The 19842-nt window shown below is 73.2% G+C and carries 14 protein-coding genes and 1 pseudogene; 5 read left to right on the top strand and 10 right to left on the bottom strand.

Annotated features, from left to right (window positions below; translation table 11 throughout):
* Positions 1-356 precede the first annotated feature (356 nt).
* From ACWGJO_RS07970 to ACWGJO_RS07960, 3 genes are all read left to right on the top strand, one after another.
* On the top strand, positions 357-3251 hold the full coding sequence (locus tag ACWGJO_RS07970) for an Ig-like domain-containing protein (RefSeq protein ID WP_452182660.1): 2895 nt from the start codon (positions 357-359) through the stop codon (positions 3249-3251).
* 257 nt (positions 3252-3508) lie between these two features.
* The gene (locus ACWGJO_RS07965; RefSeq protein WP_452182659.1) at positions 3509-4720 is read left to right on the top strand and encodes an SPFH domain-containing protein; all 1212 of its coding nucleotides are present in this window, start codon (positions 3509-3511) and stop codon (positions 4718-4720) included.
* On the top strand, positions 4717-5733 hold the full coding sequence (locus ACWGJO_RS07960) for a C40 family peptidase (protein WP_452182657.1): 1017 nt from the start codon (positions 4717-4719) through the stop codon (positions 5731-5733). Before ACWGJO_RS07965 ends, ACWGJO_RS07960 begins: the two co-directional genes overlap by 4 nt.
* 99 nt (positions 5734-5832) lie before the next feature.
* On the opposite strand, the gene ACWGJO_RS07955 is transcribed toward ACWGJO_RS07960, so the two are convergent.
* The gene (locus ACWGJO_RS07955; protein ID WP_452182656.1) at positions 5833-6786 is read right to left on the bottom strand and encodes an aldo/keto reductase; all 954 of its coding nucleotides are present in this window, start codon (positions 6784-6786) and stop codon (positions 5833-5835) included.
* 154 nt (positions 6787-6940) lie between these two features.
* On the opposite strand from ACWGJO_RS07955, the gene ACWGJO_RS07950 reads away from it, so the two are divergent.
* Complete coding sequence (locus tag ACWGJO_RS07950; RefSeq protein WP_359913925.1) at positions 6941-7141, top strand: hypothetical protein; 201 nt, start codon at positions 6941-6943, stop codon at positions 7139-7141.
* Positions 7142-7195: 54 nt separating this feature from the next.
* Here the strand turns inward: ACWGJO_RS07950 and ACWGJO_RS07945 are convergent, their stop codons facing one another.
* The 8 genes and pseudogenes from ACWGJO_RS07945 to ACWGJO_RS07910 all read right to left on the bottom strand — a co-directional run bounded on the left by ACWGJO_RS07945 (position 7196) and on the right by ACWGJO_RS07910 (position 17516).
* The gene (locus ACWGJO_RS07945) at positions 7196-8227 is read right to left on the bottom strand and encodes an endo alpha-1,4 polygalactosaminidase (RefSeq protein WP_452182654.1); all 1032 of its coding nucleotides are present in this window, start codon (positions 8225-8227) and stop codon (positions 7196-7198) included.
* Between the two features lie 22 nt (positions 8228-8249).
* On the bottom strand, positions 8250-8945 hold the full coding sequence (locus tag ACWGJO_RS07940; protein ID WP_452182653.1) for a spherulation-specific family 4 protein: 696 nt from the start codon (positions 8943-8945) through the stop codon (positions 8250-8252).
* Positions 8942-9859: an NAD-dependent epimerase/dehydratase family protein gene (locus ACWGJO_RS07935; protein ID WP_380630565.1), complete on the bottom strand. Its 918-nt coding sequence runs from the start codon at positions 9857-9859 to the stop codon at positions 8942-8944. The genes ACWGJO_RS07940 and ACWGJO_RS07935 overlap by 4 nt, the downstream gene beginning before the upstream one ends.
* A gap of 125 nt (positions 9860-9984) precedes the next feature.
* Positions 9985-10686: pseudogene (locus tag ACWGJO_RS07930) on the bottom strand (nucleotidyltransferase family protein); the annotation flags it as partial.
* Positions 10687-10761: 75 nt separating this feature from the next.
* Positions 10762-11754, bottom strand: coding sequence for an SDR family NAD(P)-dependent oxidoreductase (locus ACWGJO_RS07925; RefSeq protein ID WP_380547479.1), 993 nt, complete (start codon positions 11752-11754; stop codon positions 10762-10764).
* Positions 11755-11890: 136 nt separating this feature from the next.
* On the bottom strand, positions 11891-13417 hold the full coding sequence (locus ACWGJO_RS07920; RefSeq protein WP_452182652.1) for a hypothetical protein: 1527 nt from the start codon (positions 13415-13417) through the stop codon (positions 11891-11893).
* Positions 13418-13517: 100 nt separating this feature from the next.
* Positions 13518-15035, bottom strand: a complete 1518-nt coding sequence (gene pelF, locus ACWGJO_RS07915; RefSeq protein WP_380547474.1) for a GT4 family glycosyltransferase PelF — start codon at positions 15033-15035, stop codon at positions 13518-13520.
* A 114-nt stretch (positions 15036-15149) separates the two neighbouring features.
* The gene (locus ACWGJO_RS07910) at positions 15150-17516 is read right to left on the bottom strand and encodes a hypothetical protein (protein WP_452182651.1); all 2367 of its coding nucleotides are present in this window, start codon (positions 17514-17516) and stop codon (positions 15150-15152) included.
* A gap of 224 nt (positions 17517-17740) precedes the next feature.
* On the opposite strand from ACWGJO_RS07910, the gene ACWGJO_RS07905 reads away from it, so the two are divergent.
* On the top strand, positions 17741-18856 hold the full coding sequence (locus tag ACWGJO_RS07905) for a tyrosine-protein phosphatase (protein ID WP_452182650.1): 1116 nt from the start codon (positions 17741-17743) through the stop codon (positions 18854-18856).
* Here the strand turns inward: ACWGJO_RS07905 and ACWGJO_RS07900 are convergent.
* Positions 18843-19748 carry an RNA polymerase sigma factor SigF gene (locus tag ACWGJO_RS07900; protein ID WP_380550902.1) on the bottom strand — a complete coding sequence of 302 codons (906 nt, stop codon included), beginning with the start codon at positions 19746-19748 and terminating at the stop codon, positions 18843-18845. The genes ACWGJO_RS07905 and ACWGJO_RS07900 overlap by 14 nt on opposite strands.
* Between the last annotated feature and the right edge of the window lie 94 nt (positions 19749-19842).

The raw sequence follows: 19842 nt of genomic DNA, 5'->3' as shown, positions 1-19842 counted from the left end.
ACCGGCCGGGGGCTTCTTCCGTTTCCCGGCGCGCCAAACCTCTGATTCGAACAGAGCCTTGCGGTGGATGGTTCCGTCCCGGAGGCCGGTGTCCCCCGGATGGGTCCGGAGCTCCCGTTCTTGCGTCCGTTCGAGTGGTGCCGATTGCCGCCTAATGGATGAAATGCAGCCGTTTCGGGTACATCCCGTCCTGCCGCCCGAATGACCGCCGATCGGGTGGGACACGGCCAAAAGCACAGGTGTCGCCGTATGCCCGGCCCAGGGTCGTGATTCCTTTTTGTCGGATCGTGTGCAGCCTGCCTGCCTGCTTGCCCGCCTGCCCGCCAGCCCGGCAGCCCACCGCGAAGGAGAGCCGGATGAGCCGACAGTTTTCCCTTACGGCTGCCGCCCTGGCCGTCCTCGCGACCGGGCTGCTGACCACGTGGAACGCCCCGCTCTCGGAGGCCCGCCAGTCCCCCGACACCTGGTCCGCCGAGCACCGGGCGGTGCTGCCCTCCGGGCTTTCGGTCCGGTTCGATCTCGACGCCGCCCCGGGCACCGGCGTCACCGCCGCACCGGGCGAATTGGCGGACCGCTCCGCCGCCGGTCTCCCCGCCGCCCGCTATGCCGACGGAATGCGGCCGGGAGATCCCGCGCAGACCTTCGACCTCGCCCCCGACCGTCCGCAGGCGGACGGCTCCTGGCGCACCGTGGGAACGCTCCGGCTGGATTTCTCCCGCCCGGTCCGCAATCCCCGGCTGCACCTCAGCGGCCTGGCCGCGCTCGCCGACGGGAATTCCGGTAGCACCAGCACGGCAACCCGGCTGACCGTGACCGGAGGCTCGCCGGCCGCCCCCGCCCTGGTCGACCGCACGGACTGGCCCGGCTGGACGGTCGAGGGCAACGTCCTCGCCCCCGCGAGCCCGGACGGGGCGTCCGACGGCGATCGCGGTTCGGCGGCCGAGGGCTCGCTGGAGCTGGCCGGCACGGTCCGCACCGCGGTGTTCCGGGTCGAGCAGCGCTCCGTCGCCCGGGACGGCAGCACCACCGCCCCGCCAGTCCTGCGCCAGGCCTACACCGTCACCGTCGACGAGGGCCTCGGCACCGCCCCGCAGGACTACGGCAACGCCTCGCACGTGGTCACCGACCTCTTCCTGGGCGCCGACGCGGCCGGTCCGGCGCGCACCGCCGGCAGCCGTTCCGCCAAGGACCCGGGCAGCGGGCCGCTGGTCCGGCCCGACCACGGGGCGGCCCCGCGCAGCCCGTTCGACGACCCCCGGGCCGGGCTGCAGCCCGGCCGCGGTGAGTACCAGGGTGCCGACCCGGCGATCGCCTTCCCCACCGAGGCCGCGATCGGAAGCTACTACCGGCTCACCGTCCCGGTCGCGGTCGGCGACCAGCCCGCGACCCTGGCCGGCTGGATCGACTTCGACCGCACCGGCCGGTTCGACCCCGCCGAGCGGGTGCAGACCGAGGTCCCGCCGGGTGCCGACACCGCCACCCTGGAGTGGACCGTCCCGGCCGGTGCGGCCTCCGGCGGGACCTGGGCCCGGCTGCGGATCGGCCGCGACGCCGGCCAGCTCGTCTCCTCCGGTGGGTTCGCCGACTCCGGACAGGTCACCGACCAGCGGATCGAGCTGACCGTCGGCGCGGCCCTGCCGGAGATCGCCGAGCCGGTCGACGGGGCCGTGCTCGCCGACGCCCGCCCGCGGATCGGCGGCGGGGGCGCGGTGTCCGGTGCCACGGTGGAGGTCGTCGAGGGCGACACCGCGCTCTGCAAGGCCAAGGTCCTGCGCGGCGGCGACTGGTCCTGCCGCCCCGACACCGGGCTGGCGGCCGGTCCGCACACCCTCACTCCGGTGGAGACCACCACCGGCGGCGTGGTGCTGCGCGGCGAGCCGGTCGGGGTCAGCGTGAAGAGCGTGCCGCCGGGCGCCCCCACGCTCACGGTCCCCGCCTACACCAACGACCCGGGGCTCCGGCTCACCGGCACCGGCGAGGCGGGCAGCACCGTCTCGGTGGTCGAACGGGGCTCGGGCGACGACCTGTGCATCACGGGGGTGCCGGCGGACGGCCGGTGGTCCTGCCTGCCGGTCGAGAACCTGACGGACGGGAAGCACCTGCTCACCCCGGTCGCGGTCGACGCGGCGGGGAACCGGACGGCCGGGCCGCCGGTGGAGCTGGTCGTCGACACCGGCCTGCCGCAGCGGCCGGTGCTCACCTCCCCGGCCCCGGGGGAGACCGTGCGGGTCAGTCGGCCGAAGCTGGCCGGCCGGGCGGAGCCGGGAGGGAACGTGCTGGTCACGGTGCGGCCCGGGGCGTCCTCGGAGACGGAACGGCGGACGGTGCTCTGCGGGGCCACGGCGGCGTTCGACGGGAGCTGGAGCTGCACGGCCAACCGGGACCTGACGGACGGGGACCAGTGGCTGCTCGTCACGGCGACCGACCGGGCAGGCAACGAGGTCGCGGCGGAGCCGGTGCCGGTACGGGTCGCCGCTGCGGGGGCGGTGCCCGATCCGGCGGCGTCGAGCCCCGCGATGTCGGGTTCGGTGTCGCCGAGTCCGACGGCACAGAGTTCGACGGCAGTCGGTCCGACGGCTTCGGCTCCGGCCGCGGGCGTGTCGAGCCCGGTGGCCGGGAGCCCGACCCGGTCGGCCTCGGCCTCGGCCTCCGGTCCGGCGGCGAGTCCTGTGGCACCCGGGTCGGCGGCGCCGAGTCCGTCGGTCGCGGCGGTGCCTTCGGAGGTGCCCGCGGCGCTGCCGATCGTGGTTCCGTCGGCGGGAGCCCGGCCGGTGACGGCGGGTCCGGTGGTGGCGTCGTCGGTGGCAGCGAAGTCGCGTCCGAGCGCTTCGGTCCCGGCGGCGGCCTCCGTGACCACTGTGTCCATCGCGTCCACCGGGACCGTCGCCCCGTTCCCCTCGACCACCGCGACCGTCTCCCCGGCCCCGGCCCCGGCCCCGGCCGACGGTGTCGGCGCCTTGCCGGCCGCAGTCGCCGCAGTGCAGTCCGCGCCCTCGCCGGCCGGAACCGCCGGAACCGCCGGGGCCGCCGGAGCTGCCGACTCGGCCGAACCCGCCGAACCCGCCGAGTCCACCCGGGACGCGGCCCGGCCGTTGGCGGCGCCTCCGGCGGAGGCGCCGCAGGGCGCGTCCGGACGGCCCGGGGAGGCCGGCCGGCGCGGTGGACTCGCCGGAGTCCTGCTGGTGCTCACCTGCCTGGGGCTGATCACCCGTCGGGTGTTCGCCCGCAGGGCCGGTGTTCCTCGACGCTGATCGGCGCCGAACTGTCCCGACCATCCGCTCATGTGCCTGCGCGTCAGGTCGGCTTTGGATGATTCGTCAGTAAATGTCGACACACCTCGGTTCAAATGTCGCATTTGATGACGTATGAACTTAGCCTGACCCTGGCACTGCCCGTCAGATCCGGGCCGCCCGTTGCGCGACACACCGACCCAGAGGATCCGTGCATGGACGTCACCCGCGATTCTTCGCAGCGACCCGACAATCTGCCCAGGGTGCTTCCGCCGGCAGTGCCGGAACGTTCCGCCTCCGGCTCCAGCTCGCTGGCCAGAACCACGGCCATCAGGACCGTCACGGCGGACGGCCCGGCCGACAGCGGGCCGGCGACCACCCCGCTGGCCGTCGTCCCGAGCCCCGCGCAGGCCGGCCCGGCGGACCGGCGCGACCCGCTGGAGACGGCCGCCCCCGAGACCGTCGAGCTGCTGGACGCCACGGCGGCCGGAACCGCGACCGCCACCACCTCCCGGCGCCCGCCGCGCGCCGACCAGGCGCTGCGCGAGCACCGCGCCGCCGCGCTGCCCGGCTGGATCGCCCTGCTGGCCGTGCTGATCGGCGTGGCCGGTGTGCTGTTCGTGCTGCTGCGCACCGGCGTCATCCCGTACTGGGACGCGCTCCCCGACCTGCGCGGCACCGCCGCCCGGGAGAGCGGCCGGGTGGAGGTGGACGCGCAGTGGATCGTCGCGGCGGCCGCGGCCGGCCTGCTGGTGGTGCTCGCGCTCGCCGGGCTACTGGCCAACGCGGGCGGCGAGACCCGGGTGCTGACCCGCTGGGGCCGCTACCGGGGCACCGTCCGCCGGGCCGGCCTGGTCTGGGTCAACCCGCTGCTGCGCCGTCGTCGGGTGGACGTGCGGCTGCGGCACTGGCGCAGCGAGCCGGTCAAGGTGGTGGACCGCACCGGCACGCCGATCGTGGTCCGGCTGCTGATCGTCTGGCGGGTCAAGGACACCGCGCGGGCGCTGCTGGCGATCGAGGACCACGAGAGCTACCTGCGCGAGCAGGTCCAGGCGGTGCTCACCCGCACCGCGTCCACCCTGCCGTGCGACAGCAACGCGGCCCCCGGTCCCGCGCTGCGTGACGGGCAGTGGTTCGCCGACGAGATGACCAGGGCGCTGGCGGCCGAGGCGGCCCCGGCCGGTCTGGAGGTCTACTCGGTGCAGCCGCTGGCCCTGGAGTACGCGCCCGAGGTGGCCGAGTCGATGCGCCGGCGCCGGCTGGCCGACCTGGACGCGGGCCTGCGCACGGTGCTGGTGGACGACGCGGTGGAGGCGGCGGCGCTCGCCGTCCGCCGTCTGGAGCGGGCGACCGCGCACGAACTGGACGAGGCCGCCCGCAGCGCGCTGATGGAACAGCTGCTGGTCGCCTTCGTCGCCCCGGCCGGAGTGGCCGCCTCGGTACCGTCCCCGGCCGCCCGCGCCGGGCGGAAGGAAGGACGACCCGCATGAGGATAGCCACCGGCGCGTACGCCGAACCCGCCGTCACCATCGGCTCGGGCGGCCCCGACGGTGATCCCGGTCTGATCGGCTTCGAGGAGCGACTCGGCAGCATCCCCGCGATCGCTGGCTGCGGCTGCCCGAACTGCGTCGTCCGGCCGCGCACCGCCCGCTCCGCGGCGGCGGCCGGCGGCAGCCGAATACACCGGGCCGTACGGAGCACCTGTCTGGCCACCACCGTGCTGGCGGGCGCCGGCGTCGTCGGCCTGACGGCCGGCGCCGGATCCGCGCACGCCGCGGCCGGGAAGCAGGGCTGGGACGGGTCGAAGTACTGGTTCAAGAGCGGCAGCGGCGAGTGGCGTTGGACCAGCCACTACGACGTCTACGCGAGCCGCACCGGGCAGTCCGGCGGCTCGGCCGGCGCTTCGGCCCGGGCCGGCGCCGCCCAGGCCGCCTCCAACGGTTCGGCCTCCTCCGCCGGGATGCGCCAGGGCTGGGACGGATCGAAGTACTGGTTCAAGAACGGCAGCGGCGAGTGGCGTTGGACCAGCCACTACGACGTCTACACGAGCCGCACCGGGCAGTCCGGCGGCTCGGCCCAGGCCCCCGCGCAGCCCGCGCCCCCCGCGAGCCGTCCGTCGGCCAAGTCCTCGCCGGCCCCCGGAAGCATGGAGGCGGCCATCGACTACGCGCTCGCCCAACTGGGCAAGCCGTACGTCTGGGGCGGCAACGGCCCGTCCGGCTACGACTGTTCGGGGCTGGTCCAGCAGGCCTACCGGCGCGCGGGGATCAGCCTGCCGCGGGTGGCCGACGACCAGTACGCGGCGACCACGCCGATCAGCGCCGGGCAACTGCGCCGCGGCGACCTGGTGTTCTGGTCCGACAGCGGCCGGGCCTCGGGGATCCACCACGTGGGGATCTACCTGGGCGGCGGCACCTTCGTGGAAGCGCCCCGGCCGGGGACGACCGTCCGGATCTCGGCCCTCAGCCCGGGCTACTACCCGACCCACTTCGGGCGGCCGTAGCCGCGGAACCCGAGCCGGGCCCCGACAGCGCGCCGCTGTCGGGGCCCGGACCGTGTGCAGGGCGGCTGCGGGGCGGAGCAGCCGTGGCGCCGGGCCGGCTCAGGCGGAGGCGGCGTCCAGCAGGGCGGTCTGCTCCGGGGTGAGCTCCAGGGTGGCGCCGGCCAGCAGCGGCGGGAGCTGCTCGACCGTGCGGGCGCTGGCGATCGGGGCGGCGACCGTCGGACGGGCGGCGAGCCAGGCCAGGGCGACGGAGGCGAGCTCCACCTCCAGCTCCGCGGCGACGGAGTCCAGCGCCTCCAGCACCTTGGGGCCGCGCGGCTCGGCCAGGTAGCGGGCGGCGCCCTCGGCGCGGGCGCTGTCCACGCCGTCGACCCCGGGACGGTACTTGCCGGTCAGGAAACCGGAGGCCAGCGCGTAGTACGGGACGGTGGCCAGACCGTGCTCGGCGACCACGTCGGCCAGCGGGCCCTCGAAGGTGCCGCGCGAGACCAGGTTGTAGTGCGGCTGGACGGCGACGTACTTCGCCAGGCCCTCGCGCTCGGCGAAGGCCAGCGACTCGGTGAGCCGCTCGGCGGAGATGTTGGAGGCGGCGACCGCCCGGACCTTGCCCTCGCGGACCAGCTCGTCCAGCGCGGTGACGAACTCCTCGACCGGGGTGTCGTCGTCCCGGTGGGTGTAGTACAGGTCGATCCGCTCGACCCCCAGGCGGCGCAGCGAGTCCTCGGCCGCGGCCTTGACGTTGGCGGCGCCGAGGCCGCTGCGCTCGGCGTGCATGCCGACCTTGGTGGCGATCACGATGTCCTCGCGGTTGCCGCGGCTGCGCAGCCAGTTGCCGAGGACGGTCTCGGACTCGCCGCCGGTGTTGCCCGGGGCCCAGGCGGAGTAGACGTCGGCGGTGTCGACGAAGTTGCCGCCGGCTGCCGCGTAGGCGTCCAGGACGGCGAAGGACTGCTGTTCGTCGGCCGTCCATCCGAAGACGTTGCCACCGAGGGAGAGCGGGAAGACGGACAGGTCGGAGGTGCCGAGACGGACCCGGCTGTGGTTTCCGGTCATGGGAGAAGTCAACCGGATTGCGCGGCTGGGCATTCCGTGAACCGCGCGGTCTTCACGGAGCCGTTGTACCGCTGTCGCGCGTGGGGGTGGTGTGTTCCGCGCGACGGGGGTCCGGGGTGTGCCCGAGGTGGGCGGATTCGTTAGAGTCCGTGCCATGGCTGACAACGACTACGACCCCGCCGGCAGCACCCAGATGTTCCGGGCGTTCGTCGACGAGAGCCCGGCGCCCCAGGCCCCGGGCAACGTTTCCACCTACGGCAGCAGCAAGAGCGGCAGCCGCACCGGCGTGATCGCGCTGATCGCCGTCGTCGTGCTGGTCGCCCTGGGCGGCGTGATCTGGCTGGCGGTCAAGTGACCCTCGCGCGGGTGACCCTCGTCCGGGTCACCCGCGCGACGGGAGTCGAGCTCCTCAGCAGGGCTTGCGCCAGGCGTCCAGTTCGAGCTTCTTGCGCATCGAGCTGAACCCCAGCGACTTGGCCTTGCCGCAGAACCGGTCCGTGTCGAGCTTGTACTCGACGTGGAAGACCGCCTTGCCCGCCTTGACGAAGGGGGCGACGCGGTCGCACTCGTCGAACTGCGAGCACTCCTCGTTGACCGCGAAGTCGAAGTCCGCGAGCAGCGCCGGGATCTGGTCCAGGTCGTTCTTCAGGCCGATGGCCAGGCCGCGTTCGTGGGCGAGCTGCGCCAGCATCCGGTTGTACTTGAGCTGGTCGTCGGCGGTCAGCGGGAAGCCGCTGTTCTGGTTGTAGGCCTCGATGGTGTCCGGCTCGATGGCGTCGAAGCCCTTGCTCCGGCACATGTCGAAGCGGGCGGCCATCAGCGGCCTCAGCTGGTCGAGCTTGCGGATGTCGAACCACTTCTCGCCCTTCCAGCCGGTGTCCGAGCCCTGGAGGGACTTGGCGAAGGCGGCGGAGTCGGGGCGGAAGTTCTCCCAGGAGCCGGCGTTGATGTAGCAGATCACCTTGCGGCCCTTGGCGTGCAGCGCGGCCACCACCGAGGCGTCGTTCTCGAAGCCGTCGATGTCGTAGACCGGGACGTCCACCGACTGGTCGACGGCGCCGCCGAGTTGCCACTGCCAGGCCAGGCCGGGGGTGGGCTGCCAGCGGGCGCCGGCCGGTGGCGGTGCCGGGTTGCCCGGCGGGGTGCCGGTGCCCGGAGGGGTGCCGGGCGGCGGGCTGCCGGCGGGCGTGCCCGGGGCCGGCGCGCCGGCACCCGGGGTGGTGGGCCCGGGGGTCGGGGTGTCCGGGGCGGTGGTGGCCGCGTCGGGGGTGTCGGGGGTGCCGGGGGTGCTCGGCGCGGTGGCCGCGGGGGAGTTGCTCGGGGTGCCGTCGGCCGAGTCCTGGTCGTCCTCCGATCCCGAGCTGCTGCACGAGCTGACCAGCAGGGCGGTTGCGGTGGCGAGGGCCAGGGTGGCCGGAAGCAGCCGGTTGCGACGGTTCACGGTAGTCGAACTCCGGGTCGGGTCAGGTCAGTTCAGCGGCGTTCAGGCCGTACGGCAGGGTGCGCCAGGGGTTCTCCCCGGCTCCCGGTACGGCGCAGCCGACGCCGGCTCGCCGGGCGGCGATCAGGGCGGCGGCGTCCTGGGCGTTCTCGGTCGGGACGTCGTAGACCAGGTGGCAGAAGCGGGAGGCCGCGTGCCGGCCGGTCCACAGCGGCAGCGTCATGTCGCGGTAGGCGTCCCAGTCGCCCTCGAAGGTCACCAGCAGGTCGGCCAGGCCGACCTCGGCGTAGCCCGGGTCCGGGTGCTCGCCGTGGCCGAACACCACGGTGCCGCAGCCGGCCGCGCGGGCGGCCGTGGCCAGCCGACGGTAGTGCGCGAGCGCGCCCGGGTGGGTGGTGACCTGGTCGAAGTAGACGCCGGTGATGCCGTGGCGCTGACGGTAGGTCAGGATGTCGGCCACCACGGCCGCGTGCGGCCGGCGGCCGTAGTCGGTGTCGGTGTAGCCGACCAGCGGCAGTCCGGCGGAGCGCAGCCGGTCGGCCGCCTCGGCGAAGACGTGGTCCGGGACCTCGCCCGGACCGTCGGCGAGGTTGAGGACGACGGCGGCGATCCGGGCGGGGTCGGCGGCGGCGACCGCCTGCCAGGCCGCCGGGTCCACCGCGGGGTGGACGTACAGCGGCACCAGCAGGCGGCCGTCGGGGGTCTGCCCGGTGGTCATGCGACCACCGGGTCGGGCGTGGGCCCGGCGGTGCCGAGCCACAGGTCGCGCAGGGTGTCGGCGAGGTCCGTCTCCGGCCGCCAGCCGAGCTCCCGGGCGGCGGCCGACACGTCGGCCTGCTGCCAGGAGACCGCGGCCGAGCGTTCGGAGCCCGCCCCGCTCTCGTCGATCCGTCCGGTGAAGCCGGCCGCGGCGACCAGCCCGTCGGCGATCGCCCGGACCTGCCGGGCCCGGCCGGAGGCCAGGTTGAGCACCCGGGGCAGCGGACGTTCGGCGGTGACGGCCAGGCCGACCGCCCCGGCCACGTCCCGGGCGTCGACGAAGTCGCGGTAGGCGGAGAGGTCGCCGACCGTGATCACGCCGTCGGCGCCCTCGGGCGCCACCCGGCGCAGCTCGGCGGCCAGCCGGCCGGGCAGCGAACCCGCCGGGGCGCCGGGGCCGACCGGGTTGAACACTCGCAGCACCACGGCGTCCAGCGGCGAGCCGGCCACCGCGAGGGAGCCGGCCAGCTTGGTCGCGCCGTACACGCCGACCGGGCGCGCGTCGGCGTCCTCGGTCAGGGACTCGCCCTGCCCGCAGACGCCGTACTCGCCGGCCGAACCGATGTGCACCAGGCGGGCCTTCGGGGCGCCGAGGGAGAGCGCCTCGCAGAGCACCGCCGGGCCGCGGGCGTTCACCTCGGCGAGCTTGACCGCGCTGCCGGCCACCGCGCCGGCGAAGTTGACCACCGCGTCGGGGGCCAGCGCGGACAGTTCCTCGCCGAGCGGGCCGGCCTGGGCGGTGGCCAGGTCCAGCCGGAGATCGTGGGCGGGCCGCCGCCCCGCGGTCAGCACGGTGGCACCGGGCAGTGACCGCAGGACGGCGGTGGCGTGACGGCCGAGGAAGCCGTCGCCGCCGAGGAGCAGAATTCTCACGCGGCCCGTCCGTCGCTCTCGGCGCCCGCGGTGGCGGGCTCGGCGTGCTCGTCGTCCGGGGCGGTGCGGGCGGCCGGGATCGGCAGTTCCGCGACGCTCGGCGTGGTGGCGGTCGACTCGAAGGGCATCAGGACCGGGCGGATGGTCGAGAACTCGGCGTTGGCCCGGTCGTAGTCGTCGGGTCGGCCGATGTCCAGCCAGTAGCCGCCGAACTCGTACGCGGACGGCGGGGTCCCGGCGGCCAGCAGGTCCAGCACCAGCTCGTCGAAGCCCAGCGGCAGGCCGGGGGTGTACTTGGCGAGCGCCGAGCGGGAGACGCCGTACACGCCCATCGAGACGCGGTAGTCGATGCTGGGCTTCTCCTGGAAGCCGGTGATGGTGCCCTCGGCGGCGGTCAGGACACCGAAGTCGATCTTGACCTGACGGGCGTAGGTGGCAATGGTCAGCGGGGCACCGGACGCCTCGTGGTGCTTGAGCACCCCGGCGAAGTCCAGGTCGGTCAGGATGTCGCCGTTCATCACCAGGAAGTGCTCGGGCAGGCGATCCTGCATGGTGAGCAGCGGGCCCATGGTGCCGAGTGGGCTGTCCTCGACGGCGTAGCCGACCCGCAGGCCCCACTGGGAGCCGTTGCCGACGTAGGCGCGGATGATGTGGCCGAGGTGGCCGATGGCCAGGGTGACGCTCTGGAAGCCCGCGGCGGCGAGCTGGCGCATCACGATCTCCAGGATCGCGTGCTGGTCGCCGATCGGGACGAGCGGCTTGGGAAGCGCGGTGGTGTACGGGCGGAGACGGACGCCCTTACCGCCGGCCAGGATCACTGCGTGCATGGTGTTTCCCCCACGGAAAGGATGTGCAGGACACGAACCTTGGTTACCAGGACGAGCAAGATCGGTTACGGCGGGTCAGACGTTGTAGATGTCGGTCTTGTAGCGGGCCAGGTTGGCTGGGTCGCGGAAGAACTCGATGGTCTGCTCCAGGCCCTGCTCCAGGCTGAAGCCGGGGGCCCAGCCGGTGGCCCGGCGCAGCCGGGTCGCGTCCGCGACCAGGCGCATGACCTCGGAGTTGGTCGGACGGATGCGCTGCTCGTCCTCCTTCACCACCAGGTCCACGCCCATCAGCTTGCCGACCAGCGTGACCAGGTCGCCGACCGAGATCTCGCCGCCGGTGCCGGCGTTGAAGGTCCGGCCGACCACCGACTCGGCGGGCGCGGTGCCCACCGTGCGGAAGGCGTTGGCGGTGTCCTTGACGAACGTGAAGTCGCGGGTCGGGCGCAGGTCGCCGAGGGTGATCTCGGTCTGGCCGGCCGCGACCTGGGCGATCACGGTCGGGATGACGGCGCGCATCGACTGGCGCGGGCCGAAGGTGTTGAACGGGCGCAGGGTGACGACCGGGGTCTCGAAGCTGGCGTGGTAGCTGTCGGCCAGCCGGTCCCCGCCGGCCTTGGAGGCGGCGTACGGGGACTGGGTGTTGATCGGGTGGTCCTCGGTGATCGGCACGGTCTGCGCGGTGCCGTAGGTCTCGCTGGTGGAGGTGTGCACCAGGCGGGGGATCTCCAGGTGGCGCACCGCCTCCAGCACGTTCAGGGTGCCGGTGACGTTGGTGTCGACGTACGAGTGGGGGGCACGGTACGAGTACGGGATCGCGATCAGGGCGGCCAGGTGGTAGACCGCCTCGGTGCCCTTGACCAGGCCGTTGACCGAGCCCGGGTCCCGGACGTCGCCGAGGACGATCTCGACCGAGTCCAGCACCTCCTCGGACAGGGTCTCCAGCCAGCCGAAGGACGAGAAGGAGTTGTACTGGACCATCGCGCGGACGTGGTGCCCGTCGGCGACCAGGGTCTCGACGAGGTGGGAGCCGATGAAGCCCTCGGCTCCGGTAACCGCGACGCTGCTCATGCGGATTTCGCTTTCTCGATCTGCCGGGGCGGCCGGACGCGCTGCGGTGGCCGGCCGCCGCAGGCCCGGTGGGTGTCTCAGGTGAAACGGGTACGGCGGTGCACGCGAATGGAGGCGTGCGGGATATTCGATGTGTTCAGCGGTGTTGGGTGGTGCGGCCGAGCGCGGGCCCGGCGAGTGCGGTGAGGACACCGGCGGCCGCCCCGCAGCCGATCAGCTGCAGGACGATCGGGTCCGCACCTGTCAGCAGCCCGGCGCTCTCGGCGACCGCGGCGGCCAGACAGACGAGGGCGGTGCTCCAGCTGAACCCGAAGGCGTTCAGCAGCAGCGCCAGCCAGAGCGAGCCGCCGAGGAGCAGCATCGCGCCGAGCTGCGGCACGCCGAGCGCGGGGGCGCCGGGCCACAGCACGGTCGCGGCGGCGTCCAGCGCGGCCACGGTGGTGAGGTAGATGAACAGGCAGCCGAGCAGGATCGCGCCGGTGCGGCGGGAGAACTGGCCGCTGGTGTGGCTGGTGCGCAGTGCGGCGACCGCCAGTGCGCGGTAGCGGAAGAGCAGCCACTCGGCGAGGCCCAGGCTGAGCGTCAGCGCGATCATGGCCGGTCCGGTCGGGGTGGTCGAGGTCTCCTGCGCGGGGTGGCCGCCGGACTGCACGGCCTGGTGGATGGTCCCGCCGAGGCCGGCGATCAGCGTGAGCGCGCCGCAGGCCAGGCCGAACAGCAGGTGCGGGACCTCCTGGCGGACCGGCAGCCTCAGCTCCACGGACTCGCGCTCGCCGCCGCGGATGCAGACCAGCAGCTCCCGGGCGGCCAGTCCGACCGCCAGCGCCACCGAGGCGAGCAGCACGACCGTACGGACCAGCTGCGGAACGTCCACCGCCAGCACCACGCCCGCGCCGACCGAGGCCGGGGCCAGTGCCAGCAGCAGGAACTTCTCCCGCCCGAGCACCAGCAGCACGGTGGCCGCGCCCAGGTAGCAGGACTGTCCGGCGGCGAAGGACAGCGCGCCGAGCGGCCCGCCGACCACGTACGCGGCGGCGGACGCGACCAGCGCGCCGACCGGGGCGCCGACGGCCAGGCAGACCGCGGCCTCGCGGCGGCGCATCCGGCCCAGCCAGCGGTACGAGCGGTGCGCCAGCGCCTGGTTGAAGCCCCAGCTGACCAGCGTGGCGACGGACAGCGCGAGCATGCCCGAGGGCAGGCCGAAGCGCATCCGGGTGGTCGCGAACAGGCTGGCGCCGAGCAGGTAGCCGAGCCCCGGCAGGGCGAACACCAGGCCGCGCACCACGCAGCGCCAGGGATCGGCCCGCCAGGGGTTGGCGAACTCGGAGCTCGGGCCGGGGTAGCGGCGCTGGACCTTCTCGAACAGCTCCTCGGCGACGGTGAACGCGTCGGGGCGGCCGTACAGCAGGGCGGCCTGCTCGTCCGAGAGGCCGTCGGACTCCAGGAAGGCCGCGATCTCGTACGGGTGGACGGCGTCGGCGCAGACGTCGCGCAGGCGCTCGGCGAGTTCGTCCAGCGGGTCCGCGGAGAGGTAGAGCGACTCCTCGGGCTCCGGCTCCTGCTCCGGCGGGGCGGGGCGGCGGCGCTTGAGCGGCAGGGTGCGCAGCTGCATGGTGTGCTCGGGTCCGGCTTCGTCCGGAACCAGTCGCAATGGACCGCTCATGCTCCGACCTCGTTGTGCTCGGCGGCCGCTTCGCGGGACACGCGCTTCTCCATGGTTCTCTCTCCCCCGGCCGCCGGCCGGGGGTGCTCCGGACGCCGGTTCACGCTCCGACCTCGCTCGGCTCGGGGCGGGCGGCGGAGGCCAGCTGCTGGTCCCAGTCGGGGCTGGGGACCTGGTCGGTGACGGCGACCATGCCGCCGGGCATCCAGCGGGCGGTGCCCAGGAGTTCGGTGTAGATCCCGCGGAAGCCGTCGATGTTCTGGCGGAGGGTGAACTGCTCGATCACCCGCAGCCGGGCGCCCTCGCCGAGCCGGGCGCGCCGTTCGGCGTCGCGCAGCAGCTCGATCGCGGCGGCCGCCATCGGCTCGGGCTCGCGCGGCGGGACGACCAGTCCGGTGTCGCCGACGGCCTCGCGCACGCCGCCGACGTCGGTGGAGACGGTCGCGCGGCCGCAGGACATCGCTTCGATCAGGGTGAACGGGAAGCCCTCGCTGATGCTGGAGAGCATGACCACGTTGCCCGCCGCGTACGCGTCGGTGATGTCGGCGACGCGGCCCTCGAAGGCCACCGACTCGGCTATGCCGAGCTCGGCGGCCAGGGCTATGCAGCGGTCCCGGTACGCCTCGCCGCCCTTGGGAGTGCCGCCGAAGAGCCGCAGCCGCGCCTCGGGGATCTCGCGCTGCACGATGGCGAAGGCCTGGATCAGCGTCTCCAGGTCCTTGATCGGGTCGACCCGGCCGGCCCAGCTGAGGGTCGGCGTCTCGGGCTCGGGACCGGCCGGCGGGAAGGCGGCCGGGTCCACCCCGTTGTAGACGGTGCGGATGTGCGAGGACGGCGTGCCGCCGCGCTCCTCCCAGCGCCGGTTGTACCGGTTGCCGGGGGTGACCAGCGCGGCCTGCCGGTAGCTCTCCTCGGCGAGCATCCGGTAGAAGCCGAGCAGCAGTGCCTTGACCGGCCAGCGGTACGGGCCGGTGCGGTAGCCGAGGTAGCGCTCGCGCAGGTAGATGCCGTGCTCGGTGAGCAGAAACGGTACGCCGTACTGCTGGGCGGCGATCAGCCCGGGCAGGGTGGCGAGCCCGCCACTGGCCGCGTGCGCGACGCCGTCCTTCGGCGGCTCGACCGAGAGCGGCCGCAGGGCGTGCTCCAGCAGGTCGGTGGCGTTCAGGGCGTCGTGCAGGGTGGGCCGGGAGACGGCGGTCGGCAGGTAGTCGCGGGTCCAGACGTGCTGGAGGGTGCGCAGCGCGCGCTCGCTGCGCAGCGCCGGGCTGAGCAGCCCGTGCCGGGCGAGGTCGGCGAAGTTGTACAGCTCGGTGCCGAAGTGGGTGGTGTACACCGGATCGAGGATGGAGTGCAGGAAGCGCTCGTACGCGTTGAGGAAGCGCCGCATCTCCTTGCCACGGGGCGGTCGGCCTTCCGAGGCCGGCCCCCACAGCGGTGCGGTGGTGACCGACCGCACGTTGGCGGGCAGCTCCCAGGCCAGTGGTTCGTGCCCGGTTCCGGTGACGGCGATGACGTCGAACTCGACGTCCGGCATGCCTTGAACGAGCTGGTCGCACCAGACGCTCACGCCGCCGTGCTGGTGCGGATACGTCCCCTCGGTGAGCAGGGTGACGCGCATTCCTGTCCCCCCTCCTGTTCTTGCGTCGGTTCCGGCCTGGATGGCCGGAACGGGAGCCGTGGCGGGGTCAGGCCGGGTGACCGGCCCGACCCCGCCGGCGGCGGATCGTACCGGTTACCGGTTGCCGGAGCGTCCGGTGGTGCTGCTCGGCGTGGCCGTCCCCCCAGACGGCTTGCCGTTCTTCGTCGCAGCGGTGTTGCCGTGGTGGCCGTCGCCGCCCTGACCGATGGTGCCAGCGGTGACGTCCTTGCCCGGCACCGGGGTTCCGCTACCCGGGACCAGGGACGGGGCGGGCTTGCGCGTGGTGTCGCTCGGGCCCACCGGGACGGGGGTCGCGACGCCCTGCGGCACGACCTTCTTGTCCGCCGGCACCGGGGCCGGGACGGACTTGGCCGCGACGCTCGGGGCGACGGCGGCCGGGGCGGCCGGCGCGGACGGCAGCTGCAGGGTGACGCTGCTCTGCAGCGCGCCCGGGGACACCCAACCCGAGAGCGTACCGGCGTAGGACGAACCGAACCCGCCCGTTCCGATGGCCAGCTTCTGAGCAGTTCCGGTCGGCATGGTGGCCTGGACCTGAACGCCGGACGGCGCGTTCACGGTGATGGTGTTGCCGACCCGGTAGGCGGTGACCTGGCCGGCGGCGACCGCGTTGTTCCAGGCCGCGCGGCGCTGGAACTCCTGCCCGATCTCGCGCTGGCTCAGGTTCACGATCGGGGCGCTGTCCGCGTGCAGCGAGCGGTAGGTGCCGAGGATCTTCTCCAGCACCGGGTACAGGATGCGGTCCTCGGACAGGTTCGACTGGTGCACGAAGTGCGGCCGCGGGTCGTTGTTCAGCACGTGGCCGAGGTCGATCCGGGCCTCCAGCGGCACGATGTACGACTGGTAGCCGGTGTTGACGTCGAGCGGCTGCGGCAGGCAGGTCGAGTTGGCGTTGTTCTCGCAGACGCCGCTGCCGCCGTTGGCCTTGCTGGTGTAGATCCAGTTGTACTCGTCGGTCTCCTCCTTCGCCGTCGCGGCGTTGTAGAAGACGTTCATCGGGTACCGCGGCACGGTCAGCACGGACGAGCCGACGGTCCGCTGGCCGGTCTCGCGGGAGGCGTCGCTGGCGGTGAACTTGATGCCGTTGGCGACCAGCGCCGGGGCCAGGTACGGGTTGTCGCTGGTCTCCTGCGGGGCGGTCAGCAGACCGGAGTGCTCACCGGTGACCAGGGTCTGCGCGTCGAACTGGAGGCCGCGCGCGGTGGCCCAGTCGGCGTTGTTCTTGATCTGGGTGGAGATGGTGTTCTGGTCGACCCAGACGGTGCCGCCCGCGCTGTTCTTGGAGCAGACCCACGGCACCACGGTGACGTTCTGGACGCAGCCCAGGTACGGGTGGGTGTAGGTGTGGTTGACCCACCGGTAGCTGCTCTGGTCGGCGATCATCCGGTCCGCCGTGGGGTCGGCGGTGGTCTCGTGATCGGCCTTCCAGTCCTCGCTGCCGCCACCGTTGAACACCATGTCCAGGGTGAAGTTGTTGGCGGCCTGCCACTGCTTGAGGTGGTCGGCGTCGTCGACGGTCATCCGGATCGGGCTGGCGGTGTCCGGGGTGCCGGGCGGGCAGGTGACGTCGCCGGGGGTGCACTTGAGCGTGGTGTCCCAGCGGTCGTCGGCCAGGAAGACGTCGTCCACGTGGGTGGCGAAGTAGTTGCGGTCGTAGCCGAGGTGGACGCCCTGGGTGAGCCAGTCGACCATGCCGCGGGCCAGCAGCCGGTACTGCTGCTGGTACTGGTTGTAGACGAACGTGACGACCAGTTCCTTGCGGCCGTCGTGGGTGTACTCGCCGACCAGCGAACCGCGGGCGGTCGCATTGGGTATCGGCGCGTCGACCAGCGGGACGAACGAGGCGCCGGCCGGCAGGCTGGCGAGCGGGGTCGCCAGGTAGCCGTAGCTCTCGCTGACGCTCGTGTCGTTGTCCTCGAACGGGACGCTGCCCTTGAGGTACCCGAACGGGCCCGAAGTGCCGGCCGCGGTGGTGGCGCCCTGGAATCCGTCGAGAGTGCCCACGAATCCGGGATTCTGAGCGTAGTTCAGACCCACCGCGGGGTTGGCCCAGGTGTACGCGTCGATCTGACGGACGTTGAATGCGGCTTCGTAGCTCGCGATCGCCGTCATCTCGGCGGCACTGTTGGGGAAGGGGTTTTCGTTGGGCAGCACGATGCCCTGGAACTTCCCGCGGGGCAGGCCGTTCACCGTGTCGCTCAGGAAAGCGGAGTTGATCACGGGACGGTTGGGGTCATTGAGGCTGACGACCTTGTAGGGCGTGCCCTGGCTCTTCAGCTCGGCGGTGATGGCGGCGACGGACGGGCCGCCGTCGTCGACGACCAGGACGGTGAGGTCGATCCTGGGCGGCGTGGTGTCGCCGTGGGCCAGGGTGGTCTGCAAGCCGCTGGCCAGCAGGACTGCCGCCGCGCACGCGGCGACTCTTCGGGTCGCTCGACCCATGGTGATCCTCCCCTTGGGGCCGGCGCGGCGCTCCTCGGCGCTCGCCTGCCCGTGTAGCTGTTCGCGGGCAGCAGGCTGCCCGGGCCCATCCTGGTCGAGGGACGGCGGTGCGAGGGACCGATTGGGCGAGAGTGCAGCGAACCTGTTACCAACGTTCATGGCGAAGCCATGAAGGCGCTGATTGTGACCGGAACCGTACCGGCGGCGCAAATAGTGAATTGAAAATGAAAAACCGGAAGCTGAGTGCTACACGTGGTTACCGAGGGTGTGCCCGGTGGGGTGGGCGGGGCACCTACACTGTCGTCGTTGCGCATGACACTCTTGCACATCCCACCACCCCGTTGGGCAGGTTCATGCAATATCGGGCACCGCTGTGCCATGTGACAGTCCGAATATGCAATGGAGGCGCTCGCGTGGTTGATCAGCATACCGAGCCGGCGGGATTCCTGAGCGTACGGAATGCGTCACCGAAGCCTTCCGGAACGCCGCTGGTCGGACGCAGTCTCGGTTTGCGCGGCGCGTTGAATGCCCGGGATCTGGGCGGGTACCGCGCGGCTGACGGGCGGATTCTGCGGCGCGGGGTGGCGCTGCGCAGCGATGGCCTGAACCGTGTCACCACCGAGGACCTCGGCCCGCTCGGCGCGCTCGGCCTGTGCAGCGTGGTGGACCTGCGGAGCATGGACGAGGTCCGCGGTGCCGGACTGGACCGCCTGCCGGGCGGTGTGACGTTGCATCATTTACCGCTGCTGGCAGCGGACTTCGACATCTCGCTGCTGGTCCGCGACGCGCTGGCCGACCAAAGTCCGCAGCGCCAGCGGGCGTTGCTCGGCGACGGCCGGGCGGTCGCCCTGATGGCCGGTCTCTACCGATGGTTCGTCACGGATCCGGTGGCGCGCGAGCGCTTCGCGGCCCTGCTGCGCCTGCTGGCCGCCCCGCAGGGCCCGCCACTGCTGTTCCACTGCTCGGCGGGCAAGGACCGCACCGGCTGGGCCGCCGCGCTCCTGCTGACGGCCCTCGGGGTGGACCGCGGGACCGTCCTGGCCGACTACCTGCTCACCAACGAGCGCTCGGCTCCGGTCGTGCGCGGGGCGCTGGGCGACTTCGCCGCCCGTGGCCTGATGCGCGAGCCCGAGCTGCTCCTGCCGGTCTTCCGGGCCGACGGCGGTTACCTGGACGCGGCCTTCGCGGAGGTCGAGGCCGGCTGGGGCGGGTTCGGCGCGTTCTGGCGGGACGGGCTCGGGCTGGACGACGAGGTGCTGGCCGGGCTGCGCGCCAACCTGCTGGACGGGCCGGGGGCCGGGCGGGGCCCGGCCCCCGGTGGCGGGCTCAGCCCTCGTTGATCAGCCCCTCGCGCAGCTGGGTGAGCGTCCGGGTGAGCAGCCGGGAGACGTGCATCTGGGAGATCCCGATCTCCTCGCCGATCTGCGACTGGGTCAGGTTCCCGAAGAAGCGCAGCATGATGATCCGGCGCTCGCGCGGCGGCAGCTTGGCCAGCAGCGGCTTGAGCGACTCCCGGTACTCGACGCCCTCCAGCGCGAGGTCTTCGTAGCCGAGCCGGTCGGCCAGCGGCCCGTCGCTGTCCTCCTCGCCGGTGCTGGAGTCCAGCGAGCTGGCGGTGTACGCGTTGCCGACCGCGAGGCCCTCGACCACGTCCTCCTCGCTGACCCCCAGACAGGCTGCCAGCTCGGCGACGGTGGGGGAGCGGTCCAGCCGCTGGGAGAGCTCGTCACCGGCCTTGGTGAGCGCCAGCCGCAGCTCCTGGAGCCGCCGAGGCACCCGGACCGACCAGCTGGTGTCCCGGAAGAAGCGCTTGATCTCGCCCACCACGGTGGGCATCGCGAAGGTGGGGAACTCCACCCCGCGCTCCGGGTCGAAGCGGTCGATCGCCTTGATCAGGCCGATGGTGCCGACCTGGACGATGTCCTCCATCGGCTCGTTGCGGCTGCGGAAGCGCGCCGAGGCGTACCGGACCAGCGGCAGGTTGAGCTCGATCAGGGTGTCGCGGACGTAGGTGTGCTCGGCGCTGCCCGGGTCCAGCGCGGCCAGCCGCAGGAACAGCGAGCGGGAGAGCGTCCGGGTGTCCAGCCCGGAGCCGGGCGGCGTCTGCGTGCCCGCGGCGGGGCCGGGTGGCCGGACCGTCTCGACCCGCTGCAGCGGGACCAGGTCCTCGGCGACGGCCGTGCCGGTGGCCCGGCCGGCGTGGATCTCCGCAGTGCCCAGCTCTCCGGACATGCACCCACCCCCTTGTGACTGTCGGTTGAACGGGGGCCGTCGCGCGGTGGTTCCCGGCGAGGGCCTTCCCCCTCCATACCGGAACACGGTCCAC

This window comes from Kitasatospora sp. NPDC054795, assembly GCF_053611565.1.
Note: the sequence above shows the minus strand (reverse complement) of the source record. Positions and strands in the feature narration are given on the sequence as shown.

Bases quoted from the DNA above. Each gene is read 5' to 3' on its own strand.
- pelF (WP_380547474.1), bottom strand. From the start codon at position 15,035: ATGCGCGTCACCCTGCTCACCGAGGGGACGTATCCGCACCAGCACGGC.
- ACWGJO_RS07905 (WP_452182650.1), top strand. From the start codon at position 17,741: ATGAAAAACCGGAAGCTGAGTGCTACACGTGGTTACCGAGGGTGTGCC.
- ACWGJO_RS07960 (WP_452182657.1), top strand. From the start codon at position 4,717: ATGAGGATAGCCACCGGCGCGTACGCCGAACCCGCCGTCACCATCGGC.
- ACWGJO_RS07900 (WP_380550902.1), bottom strand. From the start codon at position 19,748: ATGTCCGGAGAGCTGGGCACTGCGGAGATCCACGCCGGCCGGGCCACC.
- ACWGJO_RS07920 (WP_452182652.1), bottom strand. From the start codon at position 13,417: ATGAGCGGTCCATTGCGACTGGTTCCGGACGAAGCCGGACCCGAGCAC.
- ACWGJO_RS07970 (WP_452182660.1), top strand. From the start codon at position 357: ATGAGCCGACAGTTTTCCCTTACGGCTGCCGCCCTGGCCGTCCTCGCG.
- ACWGJO_RS07950 (WP_359913925.1), top strand. From the start codon at position 6,941: ATGGCTGACAACGACTACGACCCCGCCGGCAGCACCCAGATGTTCCGG.
- ACWGJO_RS07910 (WP_452182651.1), bottom strand. From the start codon at position 17,516: ATGGGTCGAGCGACCCGAAGAGTCGCCGCGTGCGCGGCGGCAGTCCTG.
- ACWGJO_RS07955 (WP_452182656.1), bottom strand. From the start codon at position 6,786: ATGACCGGAAACCACAGCCGGGTCCGTCTCGGCACCTCCGACCTGTCC.
- ACWGJO_RS07925 (WP_380547479.1), bottom strand. From the start codon at position 11,754: ATGAGCAGCGTCGCGGTTACCGGAGCCGAGGGCTTCATCGGCTCCCAC.
- ACWGJO_RS07940 (WP_452182653.1), bottom strand. From the start codon at position 8,945: ATGACCACCGGGCAGACCCCCGACGGCCGCCTGCTGGTGCCGCTGTAC.